Genomic DNA, 20,443 nt, shown 5'->3' on the forward strand with positions numbered 1-20,443 from the left:
TTGGATCGTTTTGACCAGATGAAAGGAGGGAAAGCGCAGGAAATGTGGTTCATTTTCAAGCCTTTCCCGACGCAGCAGATGGCCAAAACGGCCAAATCCGAAGGACGGCAAAATGGCTTCACCTCGCAGCGTCACCGTGCTCGACCGGGCAACAAGCCCGCTCTTCACACGCTTCCTCGCGAGATTTCGCCATTTCTGCCGCCAAATCGGCTTCATTTATGAGTCCGCACCCTAGACCCAGCAATCTCGTCGAATGGACGCTTCATGAACCAGCAACCGCCGAAAAGTACGTTTTCAACCTGTCCGCACGATTGTCCGTCCTCGTGTTCGGTTGAAGTTCACTTTTATCCTGATGGCGACGTGCGGCGTTTGAATGGCGCGCGCGACAACGACTATACGGCGGGAGTGGTCTGCGCGAAGGTTGCGCGCTATCCCGAGCGCCTCTATCACCCGGACCGGCTGATGCAGCCGCTGCGGCGGGTCGGCAAGAAGGGGGAAGCGCGGTTTGAGGAAATCTCCTGGGATGCAGCGCTGGATCTGATTGCCGAGAAATTCCTGGCTGCAGAAGCGGAATATGGTGCCGAAAGCGTTTGGCCGTATCATTATGCCGGCACAATGGGTCTGATCCAGCGGGACAGCATTCACCGGCTGCGCCACGCCAAGGGCTATTCACGCCAGTTCGACAGTTTCTGCACCAACATGGCCTGGACAGGCTATGTCGCAGCCACTGGACGGCTGACTGGTCCTGATCCGCGGGAAATGGCCCGCTCCGACCAGATCGTCATCTGGGGAACAAACCCGGTCGCGACCCAGGTTAACGTCATGACCCACGTGATTGCGGCACGCAAGCAACGCGGTGCGCGTATCATCGTGGTTGACGTCTACGAAACTGAAACGATGAAACAGGCAGATATCGGCCTCGTTCTGAAGCCGGGCACGGACGCAGCGCTTGCTTGCGCAATCATGCACGTGCTCTTCCGGGACGGTCATGCCGATTGGGACTATCTCAACGCCTACACGGACTGCCCGAAAGAGCTGGAAGAGCACCTTTGTTCCAGAACACCTGAGTGGGCGGCGCAAATTACCGGTCTCGACGCGGACCAGATTGAAGATGTTGCGCGTCTGATCGGTGAAACAAAAAAGACGTTCTTCCGTCTTGGATATGGCTTCACCCGTTCGCGCAATGGCGCGGTCGGGATGCATGCCGCCGCCTCAATCGCCAGCGTCGCCGGAAACTGGCAATACGAGGGTGGCGGTGCGTTCCACAACAACGGCGGACTGTTTCAGTTCAACAAGGAGATGATTGAGGCAACGTCTTTGAAGGACGTCTCCGTCCGCGCACTGGACCAAAGCCTTATCGGCCGAATTCTGACTGGAGACGCGGAAGCGCTTCAGGGCGGGCCGCCCGTCAAAGCCCTGCTGACGCAGAACACCAATCCGATGTCGGTCGCTCCCGAACAGGAACTGGTCAGGAAAGGTTTTGAGCGCGAAGATCTCTTCACCGTTGTCCACGAACATTTCCTGACCGAAACGGCCCAAATGGCCGATATCGTGCTGCCCGCGACGCAGTTCCTGGAGCATGACGACATCTATAAGGGCGGTGGCCACCAGTATCTGTCGCTCGGTCCGAAGGCCGTCGAGCCGCCGGATGGACCCAAAGAAAATATCTTTGTGATCAACGAGATCGCCAAGCGCGTTGATTCAAAACCTCATCCCGGTTTCGATATGAGCGCGCGCGATCAAATCGACTGGATGCTGCAGAATTCCGGTCATGGAACACTGGCGCAGCTGGAAGCGGAAAAGTGGCGCGACCTGCAGCCTGATTTCGAAACCTCACACTACCTGAACGGGTTCGGCCACGCCGACGGCAAGTTTCATTTCCGGCCCGACTGGGGCCGCTCTGCCGCCCCGAACAAACCCGACGGTGACACGGTCTTCGGTCCATGCGCCGAGATGCCGAACCTTCCCGACCAGTGGGACATTATCGAGCTTGCGGACGATGAGCATCCGCTCCGGTTGGCAACGTCACCGGCACGGTCCTTCCTGAACTCTTCGTTCAACGAGACAGAGACCTCCAGGAAGAAAGAAGGCAGGCCGGAAGTCTGGATCACACCGGCAGATGCCGCCCGTTTCGGGATTGAAGATAGCGCCAAGGTAAAAATGGGAAACCGGCGGGGCGCAGTGACGCTGCACGCACGCCTAGTAATGGGCATTGCACCCGGCACGGTCATTTCAGAAGGCATCTGGCCGAATTCCGCGTTTGAAGACGGAAAAGGCATCAACACGCTGACCGGTGCCGATCCCGTCGCGCCCTATGGCGGCGCAGCGTTTCACGATACGGCGGTTTGGATAAAGCCGGACTGAGTGTTTGAAACTGAGTACCGCCACTGCAGAGAAAACAAAAATGGCAGCGCATCCCGCGAGGGCGCGCTGCCTGGCCTCATAGAGCCTTGCCTGAATTCAGGTTTGGGGCTCCCGGTCGTCAGGTCGGGCTTTCTGAGGAGTTCGTGTCCGGATTGGCCAGCCGGCCTTCTTCGGCCTTGTAGAAATACTGGCTCGCCACCAGCCATCCTTTCAGCGGACGCAGCATGGGAATGCAGGTCAAAAGGATCAGCGGTAGGGTGGTGACCAGGTGCACCCAGTAGGGCGCGGTGTAGGCGATTTCCAGCCAGATGGCGAACGCAACCGCCGGCACGCAGCCGAAGCAGATCACGAAAAAGGCCGGACCGTCAGCCGGGTCGGCGAAGCTGTAATCGAGGCCGCAGTGATTGCAATTGGGCCTGAGTTTCAAAAAACCATCGAAGATCTTGCCTTCGCCACAGCGCGGGCAACGGCCCTTGATACCGGTCCGTATCGGCGGGAGTTCGGGCCAGCTTTGTTGAGTCTGCATGGACTGTCCCACTTCTGACTGTCAGGAGTGACCTGAACTGCTCAACAGTTTCCGGTCACTCATTTAATGATAGGAATATGTATGCATTCAATTTATGGAAATGAACCACCAAGTCAAGAGCTCTCGCTGCGGCAAAATGGCCGCCTTCAGATGTGCCTGACTTGGTGTGCGATCAAAAATAGACCGACGCTCGTGCGGGGGAGGCTGCCAGTGTCTGGGCGACAATTTCGAGCGCGTTTGCTAGTTGAGCGCGGCTCAGTGGACCACCAAGCCCAAGGCGCACGGCGTCTGCGGGTGTTCCTGAAACCGTAAATGCATCGGCCTCGACAATGCCGATCTGCAAGTTACGCAGCTGACTGACAAAGGCGGATCGGCCCCAGCCATTGGACAAGCAAAGCCATAGATGGAAGCCGTCCGGGTCTGACAGTATCGCGTCATTTTTCAGGTGTTTGGCAGCAAGTATCTGCCGTGCAGCGCTTTCAGATCGGATCGCTTCCAAAAGTGCTGTCGCGGTCCCATCTTCGATCCATCGGGTCGCCAGCGCCACGGTCAGCGGTGAGGGCATGACCTGGCTTGTCCGGATGGCGCGGGAAAATTGCCACGCTGCGCCCTGGTTCGGCGCGACCACATAGGCAAGCCGCAGGCCCGCGCCAAGACATTTGGATAGAGAACAGATGTACCAGGTGATGTCCGGAGCAATGGCGGCGAAGGGCAGGGGGGCTTTGGGGCTGATCAGGCCGTAGGCGTCATCTTCAAGGATCGGAATTCCGAAGGATTGTGCAATCGCGGCCAATTCCTTCCGGCGTTTGAAGGGTACCGTCCGGGTCGTTGGATTGTGCAGCGTCGGATTGAGGTAAAGGGCCTTCAACCCACCGGAAATGCAGGCTGCCTTGAACGCATCAGGGACAATGCCGTCCGCATCGGTTTCAAGGCCGGTTAGCTCCAGATGAAGCTGCGCGCAGATTGAGCGTATGCCGGGATAGGTCACCGCTTCGCAAGCGATCCTGTCGCCAGGCTCTGTGAGCGTTGTCAGAATGTTCGCAAGTGCAGCCTGCGCTCCGGGAGAAAACAGCACTTGCTCCGGTTTTGCGGTAAGTCCAGCACCTTCCAGCCAGCGCGCAGCAGCGGCCTGATCCGGTTCCGATGCCTCGAAGCTCTGGTAGCGCAAGAGCGGGATCAGATCCTGAGAAACTGCCGCAAAACCGATCCGCATTTTGTCGGAAAGCGCCGGGCTGTCAGGCTCCGGCGGGAGGTTCATGGAAAAGTCCGGAAGACTGGAGCGTCTTGGGCCAAGATCTTCGGTGCTGCGTGCGAACGGGTTTTCCGGGTCGGCAACATAGGTCCCGCTGCCGACTTGCGACGACAACAGGCCACGCCGGCGTGCTTCGGTATAGCCCCTGGCAACCGTCGTGAAATCAAGGCCAAGGGTTTTTGCCAAATGCCGCTGCGCCGGAAGCCGGTCTCCCGGCGTAAGTCGGCCGGTTGAGAGATCAGCTTCGATGCTGTCGGCAATCGCGATATAGCGTGGGGCGTTGCTGCTTGTCAGGTCAGGGCACCAGTCGGTCATATTGAGCGTGAACTTTCGAAAATTGACTGCATATTGACTGTATATCTGATGAAAATTGATTTGTCACTAACATCGACTGTGTGGAAACAGGAACCTGTGTGGCGATCCGGAATCCTGGATTTGTCATCCCGCTTGCGCTGTGCTTGGCCGGGATGGCGACAGGGGCGCCGGCTAGCGGTCGAGTGCCGATGGTCGGTTACCGCAGCAAAAACGGCGATTAATGCCGGTCCATCACCTCAACCGACAGAACAGTCGGCAGGTGCCGCGCGATTTCCTGCCAGTTTTCGCCTTCGTCGAAACTTGCGAAGATTGAGCCGGAGTTGGTGCCGAAATAGAGCCCGGCGGGTTCTCTGGCGTCGCCGGCCATGGCCTGGCGCAAGACTGTGAAGAAACAGGTGTCCTGCGGCAGACCTTCCCGCTTTGCCTGCCAGTTCTGCCCGCCATCCGACGATTTCCAGACGGCGGCTGATGCGTCCGGTGGAAAACGGCCGGTGCTGTCGCCATTCAAGGGAAAAGTCCAGATCGTGTGGGGGTCGCGTGGATGAACGCGGATCGGAAATCCGAAGGTGGAGGGGAGGCCTTCGTTGATGTCATCCCAGCTCCGTCCACCGTCTGGCGATTTCCAGACGCCGTGGTGGTTCTGCTGGTAAAGCAGGTCACCGTCGCCGGGTGCGCGCATCATGTTGTGGACACAGTGCCCGGTCTCGCCGTCGCTTGGCGCTGCTGGATGTGTGTGACCTTCGCAGGCTGCCGCATTCGACAATCTGTTGCGCCGTTCCCACGTGGCGCCGCCGTCCTCGGTCGCAAAGACGCCTGCCGCCGATATTCCGATCCAGAGTTTTTTCGCGTCCTGAGGATCAGAAACAATTGTGTGAAGCACCAGTCCGGCTGCACCCGGATTCCAGCTTCCCGCGGAAGGGTGATTGGCTAGGCCCTCAAGATGCTCAAAGCTTTCGCCCCGGTCCCGGCTTGCCAGCAGTTTTGCAGGCTTGGTGCCCGCATAAAGCGTTCCATGGGCGTAGCCGAGCGACCAGATTTGCGAAAAACTGTCGCCATAGGGCAGGGGCTGATCGATCCAGCCGATCATTTCGGCGAAACCGGGATCTCCGGCCGCCCAGTCGTCCATTGTACCTTTGGTGAGCTTGGTCAACTCCCAGCTTTCACCGCCGTCTTCGGAACGCCAGACCCCGGCGCCGTGCCAGTCGCCGCCGCCGCCAGCCCAGATCGTACCGCTTTCAGCGTCTCCGATAACGTGGTTGACCGGCCAACCGTCGCAAAGCGGGCCTTTGACTGTCCATCCGGACCGGTCGCGGCCTCCGGATATCAGAAAGGCGCCCTTGGTGGTGCCGGCCAGAACTGTGAGGCCTGCAGCAATCATCCCGAAACCCTTCGCAATTTTCGCGAGTATAGCACGAAGCTGGAACCTCGCATAAGCACACGGTGTCAAAGATCCCACAGCGCGGCAGCGTATATGTCCTGATAGGTTTCGACGGTTACAAGGTCGACGCCCAAGCGTTCGAAAAATGGCTTCCGATGCTGGATCGCATCGGATTGGACCTCCACGAACCAGGTTTTCTGCTTCAGGTGAGGCGCAATCTTGTGCAATCGGGCCCGTTCCAGAAACAGCCAGCGAAAGAAGTTTTCATCCTTTCGAAAGCCGAAGCCGAAAATCATCAAGGGGCTGTGAAAAAGGATATCCAGCCAGGTATCTGCGCCGCGCCACTCACCTACACCAAGTCTGGTTGCCCGGTGCAGCCCGTCCTGCCTGGCGTATACCCAGCTCCTTGCCCGCTGCACGGCGCCCATATAATGGGTAAGGCCCAGGCGGATACTGCGCGAATAGCGCATCATGCCGTGTGCGTGCCAGATCGCGAAAGCTTCTCGTGGGCGGGAGACGTCTTGCGAGGAAAAATAGCATCCCCAGGGATAGAAGTCCGTGAACCGGTTTTTTGATCGGACAAAGTCGGCATCGACCGCCCTGGAAAGACTTTCGTCGAAGTTGACAGTAATGATCGGAGTGTTCTTGCGCTCGGCCCAGCGCACGATCCTTTCATGGTGCGCTGCCGGCTCCCAGGTGGCCATAAGGCGGCAGAATTCCTTTTGTAGATTGAGCTTATCGTCCTGAGGTCTCGCCAGGTCGAGTACGTCGAAGAATTCGGTATTCGACATTTCCGCCATCTCCGCAGGACTGAGGGAAAGGCCCTGGCCGGATGCGAGTTCGTCGAGAAGGTTCTCCCAGCTCGAACTGGTCTGTGCCGAAAAACGGTTGATACCGTTTCCAATGAGCAAAGCAGGTGGCGTCGCGTATGAGATAGCTTCGTGAAGGGGGCTCAAGGGACGCTCCAATTGACCTGAAGTAGCGCGGGGTGGGACTGCGTTTCAGGAGTATCTGTTGCCCCGGTGGCGAGATCAAATTCATCCGCTTCTCCGGCGCAAATTGCATTCCGCATCATCACTGGTTAGCAATCAATGTGTTCAAAGCGGATTTTTTCCAAAACCGCCGCGAGTGACGAGTGTGTCAGGGGAGAAGACAAAAGATGGCCGATTGGTTCCTGGGACCGTACCCTAAGCCTTTTATAGTCGCCGCTGCCGCGGCTCTATTAGGTTTCCAGATGGTGAGCGCATACGCCGATCCCGGTCATGAACCGATCGGGGAGGGCGCCTGGGATCTTCCACTCTTTGACGCTCATGTTCACTACAAGGAACCCGCCTGGGATCGTTATCCGGTCAAGAGCGTGATTGAACTGATGGACAAGAACGGTGTCGCCATGGCGCTGGTTTCCTCAACGCCCGACGAGGGCACGATCATGCTCTGGGAATACGCACCCAACCGGATCGTACCGGAACTCAGGCCCTATCACGGCTCGGCCGGGTCATCCAATTGGACCAAGATGGACGGCATGGACGCTTACCTTGAAGGGCGTCTGGAAAGCTATCCACACGAGGGTATCGGCGAGTTTCATATCCGTGTGCTGGACACATCCGATGAAGCCTTGTTCCGGAAAGTCATCGAAATGGCGAAAGAACGGGACATCTATTTGCATGTCCACTCGGGAACCGAACCCGTCCGTTGGCTCTACAGTCTTGATCCGGACGTGAAGATCATCTGGGCCCATGCGGGGCTGGGAACACCAGCACCCGACGTCTATGAGCTTATGGATGAGTTTCCGGATCTGCTCGCTGACACATCCTTGCGCGAATACAACATCCTGGGTCGTAGCGAAAACCTGGACCCTCAATGGCTGGAAATCTTCTTCGATTTTCAAGACCGGCTGATGATCGGCAGCGATACCTGGGTCAACAGCCAGTGGGACAGCTATTCTGAAATAATTGAATCGAACCGGCTCTGGTTGTCGAAGCTGCCACGCGAAGTTGCTGAAAAGATCGCTTACAAAAATGCTGAGCGGTATTTCGGGCGCGAGATCACGATGGATCAAATCGGTACGAAATAGGGTAGGAACGTCAGGCGAGGCTGCCGCTATCAGGGCCAGATAAGACTAGAGCTTGTTTGGTCTTCGACGCCGGTGAGGACGCGCGCGCCGCTCACTTTCGCCTTGCCGGTGGCAACGAGTTCAAGCGCCCTTGGATAGAGCTTGTGTTCGACGTCGAGCACGCGCGCTGCGAGCGCGTCGGGCGTGTCTTGATCGAGCACCGGAACGGCGCCCTGCATGATGATCGGGCCGTCGTCCATTTCAGCCGAGACGAAATGGACAGTCGCGCCGTGAAGTTTGACGCCTTCTTCAAGCGCCCGCTCGTGTGTCGCCAAGCCCTTGAAGGAGGGCAGCAGCGCCGGGTGGATATTGATCATACGGCCCGACCAGGCGTTGACGAGATAAGGGGTCAGAATGCGCATGAAACCGGCGAGTGCGACCAATTCGATCTTGTGTTCGCGCAAGACTTCGTCGATTGCCTTTTCAAAGGCTTCACGGTCGCCCTGGAAATCCTTGTGATCGACAACCTCGGTCGGAATGCTGAATTCTTGGGCTCGTTCAAGGCCCTTGGCGTCCGGCCGATTTGAAATGACGAGGGCGATTTCAGCCGGGTAGGACGGCACCAGGGCTGCGGAGATCAGCGCGCCCATGTTTGAGCCGCGCCCGGAAATCAGGACGGCTGTACGTTTACGGCTCATGCCTTTAAATCCAGATTGTTGTCGAAGAAAGCCTGTTTGTCGCCGGCCGTTTCGAGGCTTCCGATCCGGGACACGGTCTCTCCCGCTTCGGTGAGAACCCGTTCGACATCATCGGCCTCGTCGGCGGCGACCACGACCACCATGCCGACGCCGCAGTTGAACGTGCGCAGCATCTCGGATTCTGCGACGCCTCCCGTGTTGGCAAGCCAGGAGAAAACCGCGGGTGTCTTGATCGCTGAAAGGTCGATCCGGGCCGAACAGGTGTCCGGCAAGACACGGGGAAGGTTTTCGGGAAGGCCGCCGCCGGTGATGTGGGCGAGGGCCTTGATGCCGCCGGTTTGCTTCATGGCCGCCAGCAGCGGTTTGACGTAGATGCGCGTCGGTTCCATCAACGCTTCGCCAAGCGACTTGCCGGTATCAAAGGGCGCTGTATCGGACCAGGAAAGTCCCGAAATTTCGATGATCTTGCGCACCATCGAATAGCCGTTGGAATGCACTCCCGAAGATGACAGGCCGAGCAACACATCTCCCGGGTTCACATCCTTGCGCGGCAGGATCTGGCCCCGTTCAACAGCGCCGACGGAAAAGCCAGCGAGGTCGTAATCGCCTTCGCCATACATGCCGGGCATTTCCGCAGTCTCGCCGCCGATCAGAGCAGCTCCGGCCTGTTTGCAGCCATCCGCAATTCCGGCGACGACGTCGGTAGCCGTGTCGACGTCGAGTGCGCCGGTTGCGAAATAATCGAGGAAGAACAGCGGTTCAGCGCCCTGGACCACAAGGTCGTTGACGCACATGGCGACAAGATCAATTCCGACCGTTCGGTGCTGGCCGGTTTCGATTGCAATTTTCAGCTTTGTTCCGACACCATCATTTGCCGCCACCAGGATAGGGTCGTCAAAGCCGGCGCCTTTCAGATCGAACAAACCGCCAAAACCGCCGATGTCGCTGTCGGCACCGGGACGCGACGTCGCCTTGACCAGCGGTTTGATGCGATTGACCAGCGCGTTGCCAGCGTCAATGTCGACACCGGCATCCGCATAGGTCAGACCGTTGCTTTCCGAGGGCTTGGACTGGCTCATGTCGGCTCCAGGCTGGTGTTTTCCGCGTTGACGGACAGTCGCATTCAATTGTCTCCGCCGCGCATACATGCTTGCGCGCTTTTTCACAAGGGTACGACCTGTACATCCCAGCCAAATCGTTGCCTTGACCTGTGAACAGCGACCGCCCTAAGAGCATTGAAGGCTGTCTCGAGTGCCGTCTGACTGTATAGTGTCGCGGACTATCCGAAGTCTTCCTTTTTGCCCCCCTTGGAGGAATTTTCATGACTTTGCGCCGTCAGGTTCAGTTCTGGTTGATCTCCCTGGCTGTTTTCTGCGTCTTCCTTTACGTGTTTTCCAGTGTTCTCCTGCCGTTCGTAGCAGGTATGGCGGTGGCCTACCTGCTCGATCCGGTCTGCGACAGGCTTGAAAAACTTGGCATGGACCGACTGTGGGCGACGCTCACAATTCTGCTGACCTTCATTCTTGTCCTGGTGGTGTTCTTCGTATTGCTTTTGCCGGTCCTTGGTACTCAGCTGGCGTCGTTTCTGGAAAACGTTCCGGATCTCGTTCGCCGTCTCCAGGCACTGCTTGCAAAATACTTTCCGGCCAATCTGGCAAGCCTCGCCGGCCTGTCGCCCGAGGACCTGCAGTCGTCGATGACGGACCTTATCGGGCAGGGGGCATCTTTTGCAGGCAAACTGGCGCAATCGATCTGGAGCGGTGGTCAGGCATTGCTGTCGATCCTCTCGCTGTTCGTGATTACGCCAGTGGTCGCGTTTTATCTGCTTCTGGATTGGGACCATATGGTCGAGCGGATCGACAGCTGGATCCCGCGCGATCACGTTGAGGAAATCCGCGGGCTGGCCAGGGAAATGGATGCGGCGGTGGCCGGTTTCGTACGTGGCCAGGTATCCGTTTGCGTTATTCTCGGGTTCTTCTACGCGATTTCCTTGGCCGTTGTCGGGCTCAATTTCGGGCTTCTGATAGGCATGGTGGCCGGGCTTGTCAGCTTCATTCCCTTTGTTGGGGCCGTTCTGGGTTTTGTCTTGTCGGTCGGGGTCGCGCTCGTGCAATTCTGGCCGGACTGGCCCTGGATTGTCGCTGTTGGCGCGATTTTCGCGGTTGGTCAGTTTCTGGAAGGCAACGTGCTGCAGCCGAAACTCGTCGGCGAAAGCACCGGACTGCATCCTGTCACGCTGATGTTTGCCCTGTTCGCCTTTGGATATCTCTTTGGATTTGTGGGGATGCTGGTCGCCGTTCCAGCTGCTGCCATGATCGGGGTGCTTGCGCGCTTCGGCCTGAAGCAGTACCTAGCAAGCCCAGTTTACAAGGGACTTGGCCGCTCAACGACGGCGGCCAAAGAGTAAGTGACAGGATCATGGCGGAACCACCGCGCCAGCTGCCTTTGGAGTTACCGCACGAGGCTGCGCTTGGCCGCGACGATTACCTCGTCGGCCAATCCAACAGGGCAGCCTTCGAACTGCTAGAGGTCTGGCCCGACTGGCCGTCGCCGGTGGTGATCCTTGCCGGACCCGTCGGATCCGGCAAAACGCATCTCGTTCGCGCGTTTCAGGACGAGAACGCAGCTTTCGTGGTTTCATCTCCTGATCTCCTGGAAGAGGATGTTCCCAGCCTCGCGGGGGCACCGGTCGCCGTGATCGAAAACGCTCATCTGGGCGTCAACGAAACCGCGCTGTTTCACCTTCTCAATGAAGCCAGGCAGGCAGGGAAGAACGTTTTGATCACCAGCCGGACCTGGCCAGCCAGCTGGAAAATCACGCTCCCGGACTTGATGTCGCGTTTGCGCGCCGCCACCCCTGTGGAAATTCTGGAGCCGGACGATGATCTTTTGCGCAGGGTTCTGGTGAAACTCTTCGCCGACCGGCAGATTTCAGTCGATATTGGCGTGGTGGACTATCTTGTTGTGCGTATGGAAAGATCGCTTGAAGTGGCCATGAGGGCCGTGCAGGCGATCGACAGGGAAGCGTTGGCCGGCCGCGTCAAAATTACCAAACCGCTTGCCGGCCGGGTTCTGGAAAATGTGCATAAAGGCCGGTGAAAGGCGCCCTTGCGACATTCGTGTCATTTGCCCGGCAGCCGCTCCGTGTTACTCACAACTGACAGCGTTCGCAAAGGGGCCGCATGGTCCTTCGGCTTGGGGAAGATGCGATGAATGAAGCGACTGATATTTCAGACATTCTATCCGCCTCTTCGGACCTGCGCGGCGAAGATGACCTTCCGGAACTCGTTGAATTGGCGAAATCCCCAGCTCGTTTCATGAACCGGGAACTGTCTTGGCTGCAATTCAATCTGAGAGTTCTCGAAGAGGCGATGAACCACAATCACCCGCTTCTTGAGCGTGTCCGGTTCCTGTCCATCTCCGCAAACAATCTCGACGAGTTTTTCATGGTCCGCGTGGCCGGATTGCGCGGCCAGCAGCGTGCCGAGGTCACCAACCTTTCCGATGACGGGCTGACACCGACCGAACAGCTGGAAAAGATCAGCGACGCCGTACGTGACTTGCAGGCGTCCCAGCAGCAGATCTGGGGCGAGTTGCGCGGAGAGATTGCCGAAGAAGGCATTGAAATTCTGCGTGGCGACACCTTGAGCGAGGCGGATAATACCTGGCTTCAGGATTACTTTCTCGCTTACGTGTTCCCTGTCCTGACACCGCTGGCAATCGACCCTGCACATCCGTTTCCGTTCATTCCGAACCTGGGCTTTTCGATTGTGTTCGAACTTGTGCCGACGTCCGGTGGGCGCGGCATGATTGCGTTGCTCAAGATACCGAACCAGGTCGACCGGTTTGTCCGTCTGCCGAACGGTGAGGATGGAGCCGCCCGTTTTATCGCCATCGAGCGCGTCGTCAGTCTGTATATCGGCCGCCTGTTTCCTGGGTATGAAATTCGCGGAAAGGGTGCGTTTCGTGTCATTCGCGACAGCGATCTGGAGATCGAGGAAGAAGCGGAAGATCTGGTCCGGCTGTTTGAAAGTGCGCTAAAGCGCAGGCGCCGTGGGTCCGTGATCCGTCTGGAAATCCAGGATACGACGCCACCGGCGCTACGCGAGTTCGTGGCAGAAGCGCTTGATGTCGGCAAGAGTGAAATATTTCTCGCCAATGGACTTTTAGCCCTAAACAATCTCTCGCAGATCGTCGATCTTGAGCGTCCCGACCTGAAATTCGAGCCTTACACCGCACGCTTTCCAGAACGGATCCGGGAGCACGGCGGGGATTGTCTGGCGGCGATTCACCAAAAGGACATCATCGTTCATCATCCCTATGAATCGTTTGATGTTGTTGTCCAATATCTCCGTCAAGCTGCGCGCGACCCTGATGTTGTCGCCATCAAGCAGACCCTTTACCGCACGTCGAACAATTCACCCATTGTCAAGGCTCTCGCCGAAGCGGCCGAGGCAGGCAAGTCTGTCACTGCTCTGGTGGAATTGAAGGCGCGGTTCGATGAGGCCGCCAATATCAAATGGGCACGCGACCTGGAACGGGCGGGCGTTCAGGTCGTTTTCGGCTTCATAGAACTGAAAACGCATTCCAAACTGTCCATGGTGATCAGACGGGAGCACGATCAGCTCAAGACCTACTGCCACATCGGCACAGGCAACTACCATCCGATTACGGCCAGGATCTATGAGGACCTTTCGTTTTTCACCGACGATCCCGGCATTGGCGAGGATGCTGCCAGGGTTTTCAACTACATCACCGGATATGCGGAGCCGGACGAACTCAATCATCTGCTGGTGTCACCGGTGAACCTGCGCCGGCGCATGCTTGAGTTGACCGAGGCGGAAATTGAACATGCCAGGGAAGGGCGGCCAGGCCAGATCTGGATGAAGATGAACTCGCTGGTCGATCCTCAGATTATCGACGCGCTTTACAGAGCCAGCCGTGCCGGTGTTCAGATCGACCTCGTCATCCGCGGGATTTGCTGCCTGAGGCCTGGTATTGCCGGACTTTCTGAGAACATAAGGGTGAAATCCATCGTAGGCCGTTTTCTGGAGCATTCGAGGATCTTCTGTTTCGGGAACGGGCACGGACTGCCGTCGCCAGAGGCGTATGTTTACATCGGGTCAGCGGACCTGATGCCGCGGAATATCGATCGGCGCGTTGAGGTTTTGTCCCCGCTTCTCACGCCGACCGTGCACGAACAGGTACTCGACCAGATCATGGTTGCAAACCTGAAAGACAATCAGCAGAGCTGGCGAATCCACTCCGATGGCAGCCACGAGCGCATCGAACCGGGTGCAAATGAAGAACCCTTCAATGCACACCAGTACTTCATGACCAACCCCTCGCTTTCGGGCCGGGGCAAGTCCTTGAAGAGCGATCGCCCGAAGCCGTTCGTGAAACGGCAAAAACGAGGATGACATGACTAGCCAGTTTCGTCCGGCCCGTGGGCGGCTCAATGGGACCGGACCGGTTGCAGTGGTCGATATCGGCTCAAACTCGGTGCGCCTGGTGATTTATGAACGCAAGGCACGCACACCGACCATGCTTTTCAATGAAAAGGTTCTGGCTGGCCTGGGGCGCGGCGTAGCGGCCACGGGGCGGCTTGCGGAAGAATCCGTGCAGACCGCGTTGAGTGAACTGGAGCGCTTCAAGGCTCTGATCCAGCACACAGGTTGCAAGGATCTTTACATTGTTGCGACGGCGGCCGCGCGCGATGCGGAAAACGGTGCAGACTTTGTTCGCGAGGTCGAGCAGTATCTGGATGCGCCGGTGCGCATCCTCAATGGCAGCGAGGAAGCGTATTACTCTGCACTCGGCGTCATCGCCGGGTTCTGGCAGCCACGCGGGATTGTCGGTGACATGGGTGGCGGCAGCCTTGAACTTGTTGAAATATCAGAAAACGAGCCGGGCCGGGGTTCCACGTTTCCGCTTGGCGGATTGCGCTTGTCAGAAGAAGCCGACGGCAAGATCTCAAAAGCCCGAAAAATCACGGAAGATGCTCTGGCGGGTTATGACTGGCCAGGTCTTCTGCCGGGCGAACGAACCTTTTTTGCTGTCGGCGGGACATGGCGGTCCCTCGGCCGTTTGCATCTGATGCAGAACGATTACCCTTTGCACGTAATGCACAATTACGAAATGAGCGCGGACGAGGCGATTGCCTTTTGCCGGAAGATTGCGGTCCCGAACCTTGAAGGGATCGAGATGGCCGAAGTTGTCTCCAAACAGCGTCGCCCGCTTGTGCCGATCGGGGCCGTCGTGCTCGAGCAGGTGCTGACGTCAATGAAGGCGGAGCGGCTGGTGTTCTCGGCAACAGGGGTCCGCGAAGGCTTGTTGCACGAAAAATTGCCGCCAGAGATGCAGGCACAGGACCCTGTCATCGAAGCGGCTCGTGAATTGTGCATCTTGCGCTCTCGCTCACCGGACCATGCCGAAGAGCTTATCAGTTGGACCGATGCGCTCTTCCGTGAGTTGGAAATCGAGGAGACGGCGAACGAACGCAGATTGCGCCATGCTGCCTGCCTTTTGTCCGATATCGGCTGGCGCGCCCATCCGGATTATCGCGGCGAGCAGAGCCTGAACATCATCTCCAATGCGTCCTTCGTCGGCCTCGATCACGCCAGCCGTGCGTATCTGGCTGCTGCCGTTTTCTACCGGCACCAGGGACTGCGGGAGGGGGCATTGTCGCTGGTCATCAGGCAGCTGTTCACGGATCGGTTGAGGATCCGAGCAAAGGTTCTTGGCGCCACGTTGCGCGTGGCGTCTCTTCTGAGCGCCTCGATGGCGGGTCTGCTGCCGAAGGTGGGAATTGAAAAGACCGGCCACGGCATATCACTCGATCTCGGCCGCGATTTGTCGAATCTGGATGGCGAAAGACTGCGCAAGCGCGCCTATCAGCTCGGGAAAATCATTGAAACGGATGTTGCCATCCGGTCCGGTTGAAAACGCCTCTATCTTCTGACGGATTACTCCGCCGCCTGAGTTTTCATCTCGGCCGGGCGGGACTGCGGCAACGCTATGATTTGGCGATTCTGGAACGCAAGAGCGACCTCGCCGCGTTTCAGCTGCAGCGCAAGTTCTCCGAACAGTTCACGCCGCCAGCCCTTCATGGCGGCCACGTCGGCGGCATCGTCAGCGGCGATTTTTTCAAGATCGTCAACCGTGGCGATGACTTTTGCAGCAACCCCGTGCGCTTCGCTGACCATTTTCAGGAGCACTTTCAGAAGATCCACCGCGGCTGCTGATCCATCCGGTGCCTGCCGGCCCTTCGGCAGCCTGGGCAGACTCTCCTTCGGCACCTTCAGCGCGCGCTTTACGGCCTTGATGATCTCGTCTGCAGACTTCGATCGCTCAAAACCTCGCGGGACGGTTCTCAGCCGGCTCAAGGCTTCGGGGTCCTGGGGTTGTTGTGCGGCAAGCTCGTAGATCGCATCGTCCTTGATGACACGGCTGCGGGGAACGTTCCGGTCCTGTGCCTCGCGCTCCCGCCAGGCGGCAACTTCCATCATGACGGCGAGTTCGATCGGTTTCCTGACGCGGAGCTTGAGCCGTTTCCAGGCCTGATCCGGCTCAGCCCGGTAAGTTCCGACCGAGGTCAGGACTTCCATTTCGTCCCGCACCCAGTGGCTGCGATTCTGTTCGGCCAGATTTGCCTTCAGGAACTGATAGGCGTCCCTCAGATGGGTGACGTCGGCAAGTGCATAGTCGAGCTGTTTGTTCGTCAGCGGGCGGCGGGCCCAATCGGTGAACCGGGACGACTTGTCAATCCTTGCACCGGTGACCTTGTAGATGAGCTGGTCGTAGGAAATGGAATCACCAAACCCGCAAACCATGGCTGCCACCTGGGTGTCGAACAGGGGCGCGGGAATGAGTTCGCCGAGATGGTAGATGATCTCGATGTCCTGACGCGCAGCGTGAAAGACCTTTGTCACACTATCGTCGCGCATCAGTTCGAAAAAGGGAGCGAGGTCAAGACCTTCCGAAAGGGCGTCGACAATGAAGGCCATGTCCGGTCCAGCCATCTGAATGACGCACAGCTTCGGCCAAAACGTGGTTTCGCGGAGAAATTCCGTGTCCACAGTAACGTAGTCATTGGCTGCAAGGCGCTGGCAGGCGGCGGCGAGATCTTTTGTTTTTGTAATCACATGCATGGTGATGCTCAGCTATACCCGAGTTCTGCCGCTTTGTCGCCACGAAATGGCATTTTTGAGCAATTGGCCTCTTGAAAAGGCGCAATTAGTGCGCCTATGTTGGAGTGTGGTATTGTACGGGGCCGTTTCGAAAGAGGTGTGCAAATGCGCAAGATACTTGTGGTGAACTCCAAAGGCGGATGCGGCAAGACAACCGTGGCCACGAACCTTGCCGTTGCATTGGCTGCCCGAGGCGAAGACGTCGCGCTTGCGGATGCAGACAGGCAGAAATCCAGCCTGTCCTGGGTCAAGCGCCGTCCCAAGAGCCTTTCCCGGATCGAAGCGCTCAACTGGAGCAAGGAAGACGCCATCGGCGACAAGGACAAGAAACTCGATGCGATCGTGATTGACGGACCCGGCGGACTGCGCTCCGAGCTTGCGAAGAACCTGATTGCCGAGGCATCCGATATCGTGGTCCCGGTGCTGGCGTCCGCATTCGACTGGAATGCGACCATCAAGTTTCTCGATGGCATTTCCGACATCAAACGCGTGAGAAAAGGCAAAGCTGACATTTATGTCGTCGCAAATCGCATCAACCGTCGCTCGACGCAGGTAAAGGACCTCGAACAAACGCTCTCAGACAAGGGATATCCTTTGCTCGCCCGGATCTCAGACCGTGTTCTTTACGCCTGTCACGCCGCGGCAGGGTCGGGGGTCTTCGATTACAGCGACTCCCGCTCCCACGAAATTCGGGGCCAGTGGCACCCGTTGCTTCAGGCCGTCGACAGCTAGCTCTTGCGCAAGATCAACCGTCAGATTTGAGTTCCTCAATGAGCTTGTAGTCGGTCGGTGGATCGTCACAGATGCCCGGTCCGCACTCCAGGAACGTGGTGACAACATTTGCTGCTGCCAAAAACAGCATCAGGAAGAAGGCAAGCTTCGCGAGCGGCTGACCGCCGAAACGCCCGTGTTCGGGTTTGTCGACCAATGCCTTTTTGTATTGCCCTTCGAAGAGCAACATGACGGCTGTCCCCAATATGACCAGAAAGAAGCAGATCCCGGCCCAGGTGTAATAGTGCAAGCCGAGGACGGGAGACCCGTAGCTGCCTGTGCCGGGGACGATGTGAAGCAGGATCTGCCGCACCGAGACACTGCCTCCATAAATGGCCGATAGCAGCATGATGCCGTAGTGATGCGGCTTTGCTCCATAAATCAGATTGAGGCAGAGGCCGTAACCGACACCGACCAGCGCAACACGCTGCAACAGGCAGAGCGGACAGGGCAATTCATCCAGTGCGAACTGGAACGCATAGGCCGCTATCAGGATGCCGCAGACCACAAGAAGTCCGATCGCGTTGAGCGTGCGCGACGGGTGAGGAGCGAGAATGATCATGCCTTGGCTCCTACAGTTTGATTGAAAGCGGTGTTGTTGCGTGGAAATCGAGCCAATAGATGCTCATCGCGAGCGTGACCGCAAACACGAGGTAAGAAAGACGCCAGTGGTCCCGCCAAGCCAGGACAATCGCGATCGTCAGGAGTGCAAAAAGCAGTGAAATCATGTTCGGGCCCCAGTTCCAAGATCGGAGAGACCTTAACGATAAGGTTGGAATGCACCGATTTTCAATTTTTCCTTGCAAGTTTCAACACCTCCTCATCGACAGATTGGTTGGATGGGAGCCAGCTTCTGCCTTAATGCGCCCATTCTTTGGCTCGTTCCCTCGAGACGAGGGCGCGTCGCTGGCCTGGATGAGGAAGATCAGCGGCCATCGCCAAGGCCTCTCCCTTGACTTTCGCTCCGCGACATGGCTTGTGCAGCCCGACACGGCCTGCCTTCGGTGGGCCGTAACGATTTTTCATGCCAAGAAAACTGCTGAGGAAATAGAATGCACCCCTACCGTAGCCACACATGCGGTGATCTTCGTTTGTCCGACGAGGGCCAAACCATCCGTCTTTCCGGTTGGGTCCATCGCGTCCGAGATCATGGCGGGGTGCTATTCATTGATCTGCGCGATCATTATGGCGTGACGCAGTGTGTCGTCGACCCTGACTCGGCTGCATTCGGGCTGGCCGAAACCGTGCGCTCCGAATGGTGTATCCGCATTGACGGCAACGTCAAAAAACGCACGGACGAAACAATCAACCCGGATCTGCCAACCGGTGAGATCGAAATCTTCATTCGCGAAATGGAAATTCTTGGGCCTGCAAAGGAACTGCCTTTACCGGTGTTCGGCGAGTTGGAGTACCCGGAAGAAGTCCGGTTGAAGTATCGCTTCCTCGATCTGCGCCGCGAGAAGCTGCACAACAACATGATGCTGCGCTCCGAGGTGATTCGTGATTTGCGTGACCGTATGTGGTCAATTGGTTTCAACGAGTTCCAGACGCCGATCATCACCGCGTCTTCTCCGGAAGGTGCACGTGATTTTCTGGTGCCGTCCCGCCTGCATCCGGGCAAATTCTACGCGCTGCCTCAGGCGCCTCAGCAATTCAAGCAGTTGCTGATGGTTTCCGGCTTCGACAAGTATTTCCAGATCGCGCCGTGTTTTCGCGACGAAGACCCGCGTGCCGACCGGTCACCGACCGACTTCTACCAGCTCGACATGGAGATGTCCTTTGTCACACAGCAGGACGTCTTCGACACGATCGAACCGGTGATGGCCGGTTGTTTCGAAAGGTTCGGCAAGGGCCGTCCGGTCAACCGCAATTGGCCACAGATTTCTTATAAGGACTCGGCTCTTTGGTATGGCACTGACAAGCCGGACCTCAGGAACCCGATCAAGATGCAGATCGTTTCCGAGCATTTTGCTGGGTCCGGATTTGCGATCTTTGCCAAGCTTCTGGAGCAGCCGGGGACCGAGATCCGCGCCATACCTGCGCCTAAGGGCGGCAGCCGCAAGTTCTGTGATCGGATGAACAAGTTCGCCCAGGGTGAAGGCCTGCCGGGCATGGGCTACATCTTCTGGCGCAAGGCCGAAGACGGTTCCATGGAAGCGGCCGGGCCGCTCGCCAAGAACATCGGTCCGGAACGGACCGAGGCGATCCGCGTTCAGCTTGGTCTTGAGGTTGGGGATGCCGCTTTCTTCCTTGGGGGCAAGCCGAAGCAGTTCGAGCCTGTTGCCGCCAAGGCGCGTGTGATTATCGGCGAGGAACTGGGCCATAGCGACAAGGACCGGTTCGAATTCGTGTGGATCGTCGACTTTCCGATCTACGAGCGGGACGAAGAGACCGGTGAGATCGACTTTGAGCACAATCCTTTCTCCATGCCCCAGGGCGGCATGGAAGCGCTTGAAGGTGACCCGCTTGATGTCCGTGGCTGGCAATACGATCTGTCTTGCAACGGCCACGAACTGGTGTCCGGGGCAATCCGGAACCACAAGCCGGAAATCATGTACAAGGCTTTTGAAATTGCCGGCTATCCGGCAGACGAAGTCGACAGGCGCTTCGGTGGTATGGTCAATGCCTTTCAGTATGGTGCACCGCCTCACGGCGGATGTGCAGCCGGCATCGACAGGATGGTGATGTTGCTCGCAGACGAAGCCAACATTCGCGAAGTGATGCTCTTCCCGATGAACCAGAAGGCGGAAGATCTGATGATGGGAGCGCCGAGCGACGTCACTGCCGCACAGTTGCGCGACCTGCATTTGCGGTTGAACTTGCCAGAAGACTAAAATAGTTCCGTTTGCAGTCAGACTGCGACTGAGAGTGCGTTTCTCAAGAAAACCGTGAGGGCC

General features: G+C 57.7%; 18 protein-coding genes. 9 read left to right on the forward strand and 9 right to left on the reverse strand.

All coding sequences use genetic code 11. The features are described 5' to 3' along the window. Together RBB47_RS16640 and RBB47_RS16645 are read left to right on the forward strand one after the other, a co-directional pair. Nucleotides 1-222, forward strand: a 222-nt coding sequence (locus tag RBB47_RS16640) for a hypothetical protein (protein WP_305986982.1), incomplete at its 5' end; no start/stop codon positions are given. A gap of 42 nt (nucleotides 223-264) precedes the next feature. Further along, the gene (locus RBB47_RS16645) at nucleotides 265-2,364 is read left to right on the forward strand and encodes a molybdopterin-dependent oxidoreductase (RefSeq protein WP_305986983.1); all 2,100 of its coding nucleotides are present in this window, start codon (nucleotides 265-267) and stop codon (nucleotides 2,362-2,364) included. A 118-nt stretch (nucleotides 2,365-2,482) separates the two neighbouring features. On the opposite strand, the gene RBB47_RS16650 is transcribed toward RBB47_RS16645, so the two are convergent. The 4 genes from RBB47_RS16650 to RBB47_RS16665 all read right to left on the reverse strand — a co-directional run bounded on the left by RBB47_RS16650 (nucleotide 2,483) and on the right by RBB47_RS16665 (nucleotide 6,791). After that, the gene (locus RBB47_RS16650) at nucleotides 2,483-2,890 is read right to left on the reverse strand and encodes a DUF983 domain-containing protein (RefSeq protein WP_305986984.1); all 408 of its coding nucleotides are present in this window, start codon (nucleotides 2,888-2,890) and stop codon (nucleotides 2,483-2,485) included. A 172-nt stretch (nucleotides 2,891-3,062) separates the two neighbouring features. Further along, the gene (locus RBB47_RS16655) at nucleotides 3,063-4,457 is read right to left on the reverse strand and encodes a PLP-dependent aminotransferase family protein (protein ID WP_305986985.1); all 1,395 of its coding nucleotides are present in this window, start codon (nucleotides 4,455-4,457) and stop codon (nucleotides 3,063-3,065) included. A gap of 217 nt (nucleotides 4,458-4,674) precedes the next feature. Beyond that, nucleotides 4,675-5,835: a WD40/YVTN/BNR-like repeat-containing protein gene (locus tag RBB47_RS16660; protein ID WP_371932804.1), complete on the reverse strand. Its 1,161-nt coding sequence runs from the start codon at nucleotides 5,833-5,835 to the stop codon at nucleotides 4,675-4,677. Between the two features lie 65 nt (nucleotides 5,836-5,900). Continuing rightward, nucleotides 5,901-6,791, reverse strand: coding sequence for a hypothetical protein (locus RBB47_RS16665; protein ID WP_305986986.1), 891 nt, complete (start codon nucleotides 6,789-6,791; stop codon nucleotides 5,901-5,903). Nucleotides 6,792-7,069: 278 nt separating this feature from the next. Here RBB47_RS16665 and RBB47_RS16670 point away from each other — a divergent pair, with 278 nt between their 5' ends. Next, complete coding sequence (locus RBB47_RS16670) at nucleotides 7,070-7,909, forward strand: amidohydrolase family protein (RefSeq protein WP_305986987.1); 840 nt, start codon at nucleotides 7,070-7,072, stop codon at nucleotides 7,907-7,909. A gap of 29 nt (nucleotides 7,910-7,938) precedes the next feature. Here the strand turns inward: RBB47_RS16670 and purN are convergent, their stop codons facing one another. Continuing rightward, complete coding sequence (gene purN, locus RBB47_RS16675) at nucleotides 7,939-8,586, reverse strand: phosphoribosylglycinamide formyltransferase (protein WP_305986988.1); 648 nt, start codon at nucleotides 8,584-8,586, stop codon at nucleotides 7,939-7,941. Continuing rightward, nucleotides 8,583-9,665, reverse strand: coding sequence for a phosphoribosylformylglycinamidine cyclo-ligase (gene purM, locus RBB47_RS16680; RefSeq protein WP_305986989.1), 1,083 nt, complete (start codon nucleotides 9,663-9,665; stop codon nucleotides 8,583-8,585). Before purM ends, purN begins: the two co-directional genes overlap by 4 nt. Nucleotides 9,666-9,907: 242 nt before the next feature. Between purM and RBB47_RS16685 the strand changes: the two genes are divergently transcribed. The 4 genes from RBB47_RS16685 (at nucleotide 9,908) to RBB47_RS16700 (ending at nucleotide 15,528) form a co-directional block, all read left to right on the forward strand. Continuing rightward, nucleotides 9,908-10,993, forward strand: coding sequence for an AI-2E family transporter (locus RBB47_RS16685; protein ID WP_305986990.1), 1,086 nt, complete (start codon nucleotides 9,908-9,910; stop codon nucleotides 10,991-10,993). Between the two features lie 11 nt (nucleotides 10,994-11,004). Next, entirely contained in the window at nucleotides 11,005-11,685 is a 681-nt protein-coding gene (locus RBB47_RS16690; protein ID WP_305986991.1) for an AAA family ATPase, read from the forward strand. Nucleotides 11,686-11,795: 110 nt separating this feature from the next. Then, the gene (locus tag RBB47_RS16695; RefSeq protein WP_305986992.1) at nucleotides 11,796-14,006 is read left to right on the forward strand and encodes an RNA degradosome polyphosphate kinase; all 2,211 of its coding nucleotides are present in this window, start codon (nucleotides 11,796-11,798) and stop codon (nucleotides 14,004-14,006) included. A 1-nt stretch (nucleotide 14,007) separates the two neighbouring features. Then, nucleotides 14,008-15,528 carry a Ppx/GppA phosphatase family protein gene (locus RBB47_RS16700; protein ID WP_305986993.1) on the forward strand — a complete coding sequence of 507 codons (1,521 nt, stop codon included), beginning with the start codon at nucleotides 14,008-14,010 and terminating at the stop codon, nucleotides 15,526-15,528. Nucleotides 15,529-15,551: 23 nt separating this feature from the next. On the opposite strand, the gene rnd is transcribed toward RBB47_RS16700, so the two are convergent. Further along, nucleotides 15,552-16,736 carry a ribonuclease D gene (rnd, locus tag RBB47_RS16705; protein WP_305986994.1) on the reverse strand — a complete coding sequence of 395 codons (1,185 nt, stop codon included), beginning with the start codon at nucleotides 16,734-16,736 and terminating at the stop codon, nucleotides 15,552-15,554. Nucleotides 16,737-16,880: 144 nt separating this feature from the next. On the opposite strand from rnd, the gene RBB47_RS16710 reads away from it, so the two are divergent. Continuing rightward, nucleotides 16,881-17,507 carry a ParA family protein gene (locus RBB47_RS16710; RefSeq protein WP_305986995.1) on the forward strand — a complete coding sequence of 209 codons (627 nt, stop codon included), beginning with the start codon at nucleotides 16,881-16,883 and terminating at the stop codon, nucleotides 17,505-17,507. Between the two features lie 13 nt (nucleotides 17,508-17,520). On the opposite strand, the gene RBB47_RS16715 is transcribed toward RBB47_RS16710, so the two are convergent. Together RBB47_RS16715 and RBB47_RS16720 are read right to left on the reverse strand one after the other, a co-directional pair. Beyond that, on the reverse strand, nucleotides 17,521-18,108 hold the full coding sequence (locus RBB47_RS16715) for a disulfide bond formation protein B (RefSeq protein WP_305986996.1): 588 nt from the start codon (nucleotides 18,106-18,108) through the stop codon (nucleotides 17,521-17,523). A 10-nt stretch (nucleotides 18,109-18,118) separates the two neighbouring features. Further along, nucleotides 18,119-18,274 (reverse strand): DUF5993 family protein, encoded by a 156-nt coding sequence (locus tag RBB47_RS16720; RefSeq protein WP_305986997.1) that lies wholly within the window; start codon nucleotides 18,272-18,274, stop codon nucleotides 18,119-18,121. Between the two features lie 324 nt (nucleotides 18,275-18,598). On the opposite strand from RBB47_RS16720, the gene aspS reads away from it, so the two are divergent. After that, nucleotides 18,599-20,380, forward strand: a complete 1,782-nt coding sequence (gene aspS / locus RBB47_RS16725; RefSeq protein WP_305986998.1) for an aspartate--tRNA ligase — start codon at nucleotides 18,599-18,601, stop codon at nucleotides 20,378-20,380. Nucleotides 20,381-20,443: the final 63 nt, after the last annotated feature.

Source organism: Roseibium sp. MMSF_3544 (assembly GCF_030732845.1).
In the GTDB taxonomy this organism is placed as follows: Bacteria; Pseudomonadota; Alphaproteobacteria; order Rhizobiales; family Stappiaceae; genus Roseibium.

Bases quoted from the DNA above. Each gene is read 5' to 3' on its own strand.
- RBB47_RS16650 (WP_305986984.1), bottom strand. From the start codon at position 2,890: ATGCAGACTCAACAAAGCTGGCCCGAACTCCCGCCGATACGGACCGGT.
- RBB47_RS16670 (WP_305986987.1), top strand. From the start codon at position 7,070: ATGGTGAGCGCATACGCCGATCCCGGTCATGAACCGATCGGGGAGGGC.
- RBB47_RS16660 (WP_371932804.1), bottom strand. From the start codon at position 5,835: ATGATTGCTGCAGGCCTCACAGTTCTGGCCGGCACCACCAAGGGCGCC.
- purM (WP_305986989.1), bottom strand. From the start codon at position 9,665: ATGAGCCAGTCCAAGCCCTCGGAAAGCAACGGTCTGACCTATGCGGAT.
- rnd (WP_305986994.1), bottom strand. From the start codon at position 16,736: ATGCATGTGATTACAAAAACAAAAGATCTCGCCGCCGCCTGCCAGCGC.
- RBB47_RS16715 (WP_305986996.1), bottom strand. From the start codon at position 18,108: ATGATCATTCTCGCTCCTCACCCGTCGCGCACGCTCAACGCGATCGGA.
- RBB47_RS16710 (WP_305986995.1), top strand. From the start codon at position 16,881: ATGCGCAAGATACTTGTGGTGAACTCCAAAGGCGGATGCGGCAAGACA.
- RBB47_RS16695 (WP_305986992.1), top strand. From the start codon at position 11,796: ATGAATGAAGCGACTGATATTTCAGACATTCTATCCGCCTCTTCGGAC.
- aspS (WP_305986998.1), top strand. From the start codon at position 18,599: ATGCACCCCTACCGTAGCCACACATGCGGTGATCTTCGTTTGTCCGAC.
- RBB47_RS16690 (WP_305986991.1), top strand. From the start codon at position 11,005: ATGGCGGAACCACCGCGCCAGCTGCCTTTGGAGTTACCGCACGAGGCT.
- RBB47_RS16700 (WP_305986993.1), top strand. From the start codon at position 14,008: ATGACTAGCCAGTTTCGTCCGGCCCGTGGGCGGCTCAATGGGACCGGA.
- RBB47_RS16720 (WP_305986997.1), bottom strand. From the start codon at position 18,274: ATGATTTCACTGCTTTTTGCACTCCTGACGATCGCGATTGTCCTGGCT.
- RBB47_RS16655 (WP_305986985.1), bottom strand. From the start codon at position 4,457: ATGACCGACTGGTGCCCTGACCTGACAAGCAGCAACGCCCCACGCTAT.
- RBB47_RS16645 (WP_305986983.1), top strand. From the start codon at position 265: ATGAACCAGCAACCGCCGAAAAGTACGTTTTCAACCTGTCCGCACGAT.
- RBB47_RS16685 (WP_305986990.1), top strand. From the start codon at position 9,908: ATGACTTTGCGCCGTCAGGTTCAGTTCTGGTTGATCTCCCTGGCTGTT.
- purN (WP_305986988.1), bottom strand. From the start codon at position 8,586: ATGAGCCGTAAACGTACAGCCGTCCTGATTTCCGGGCGCGGCTCAAAC.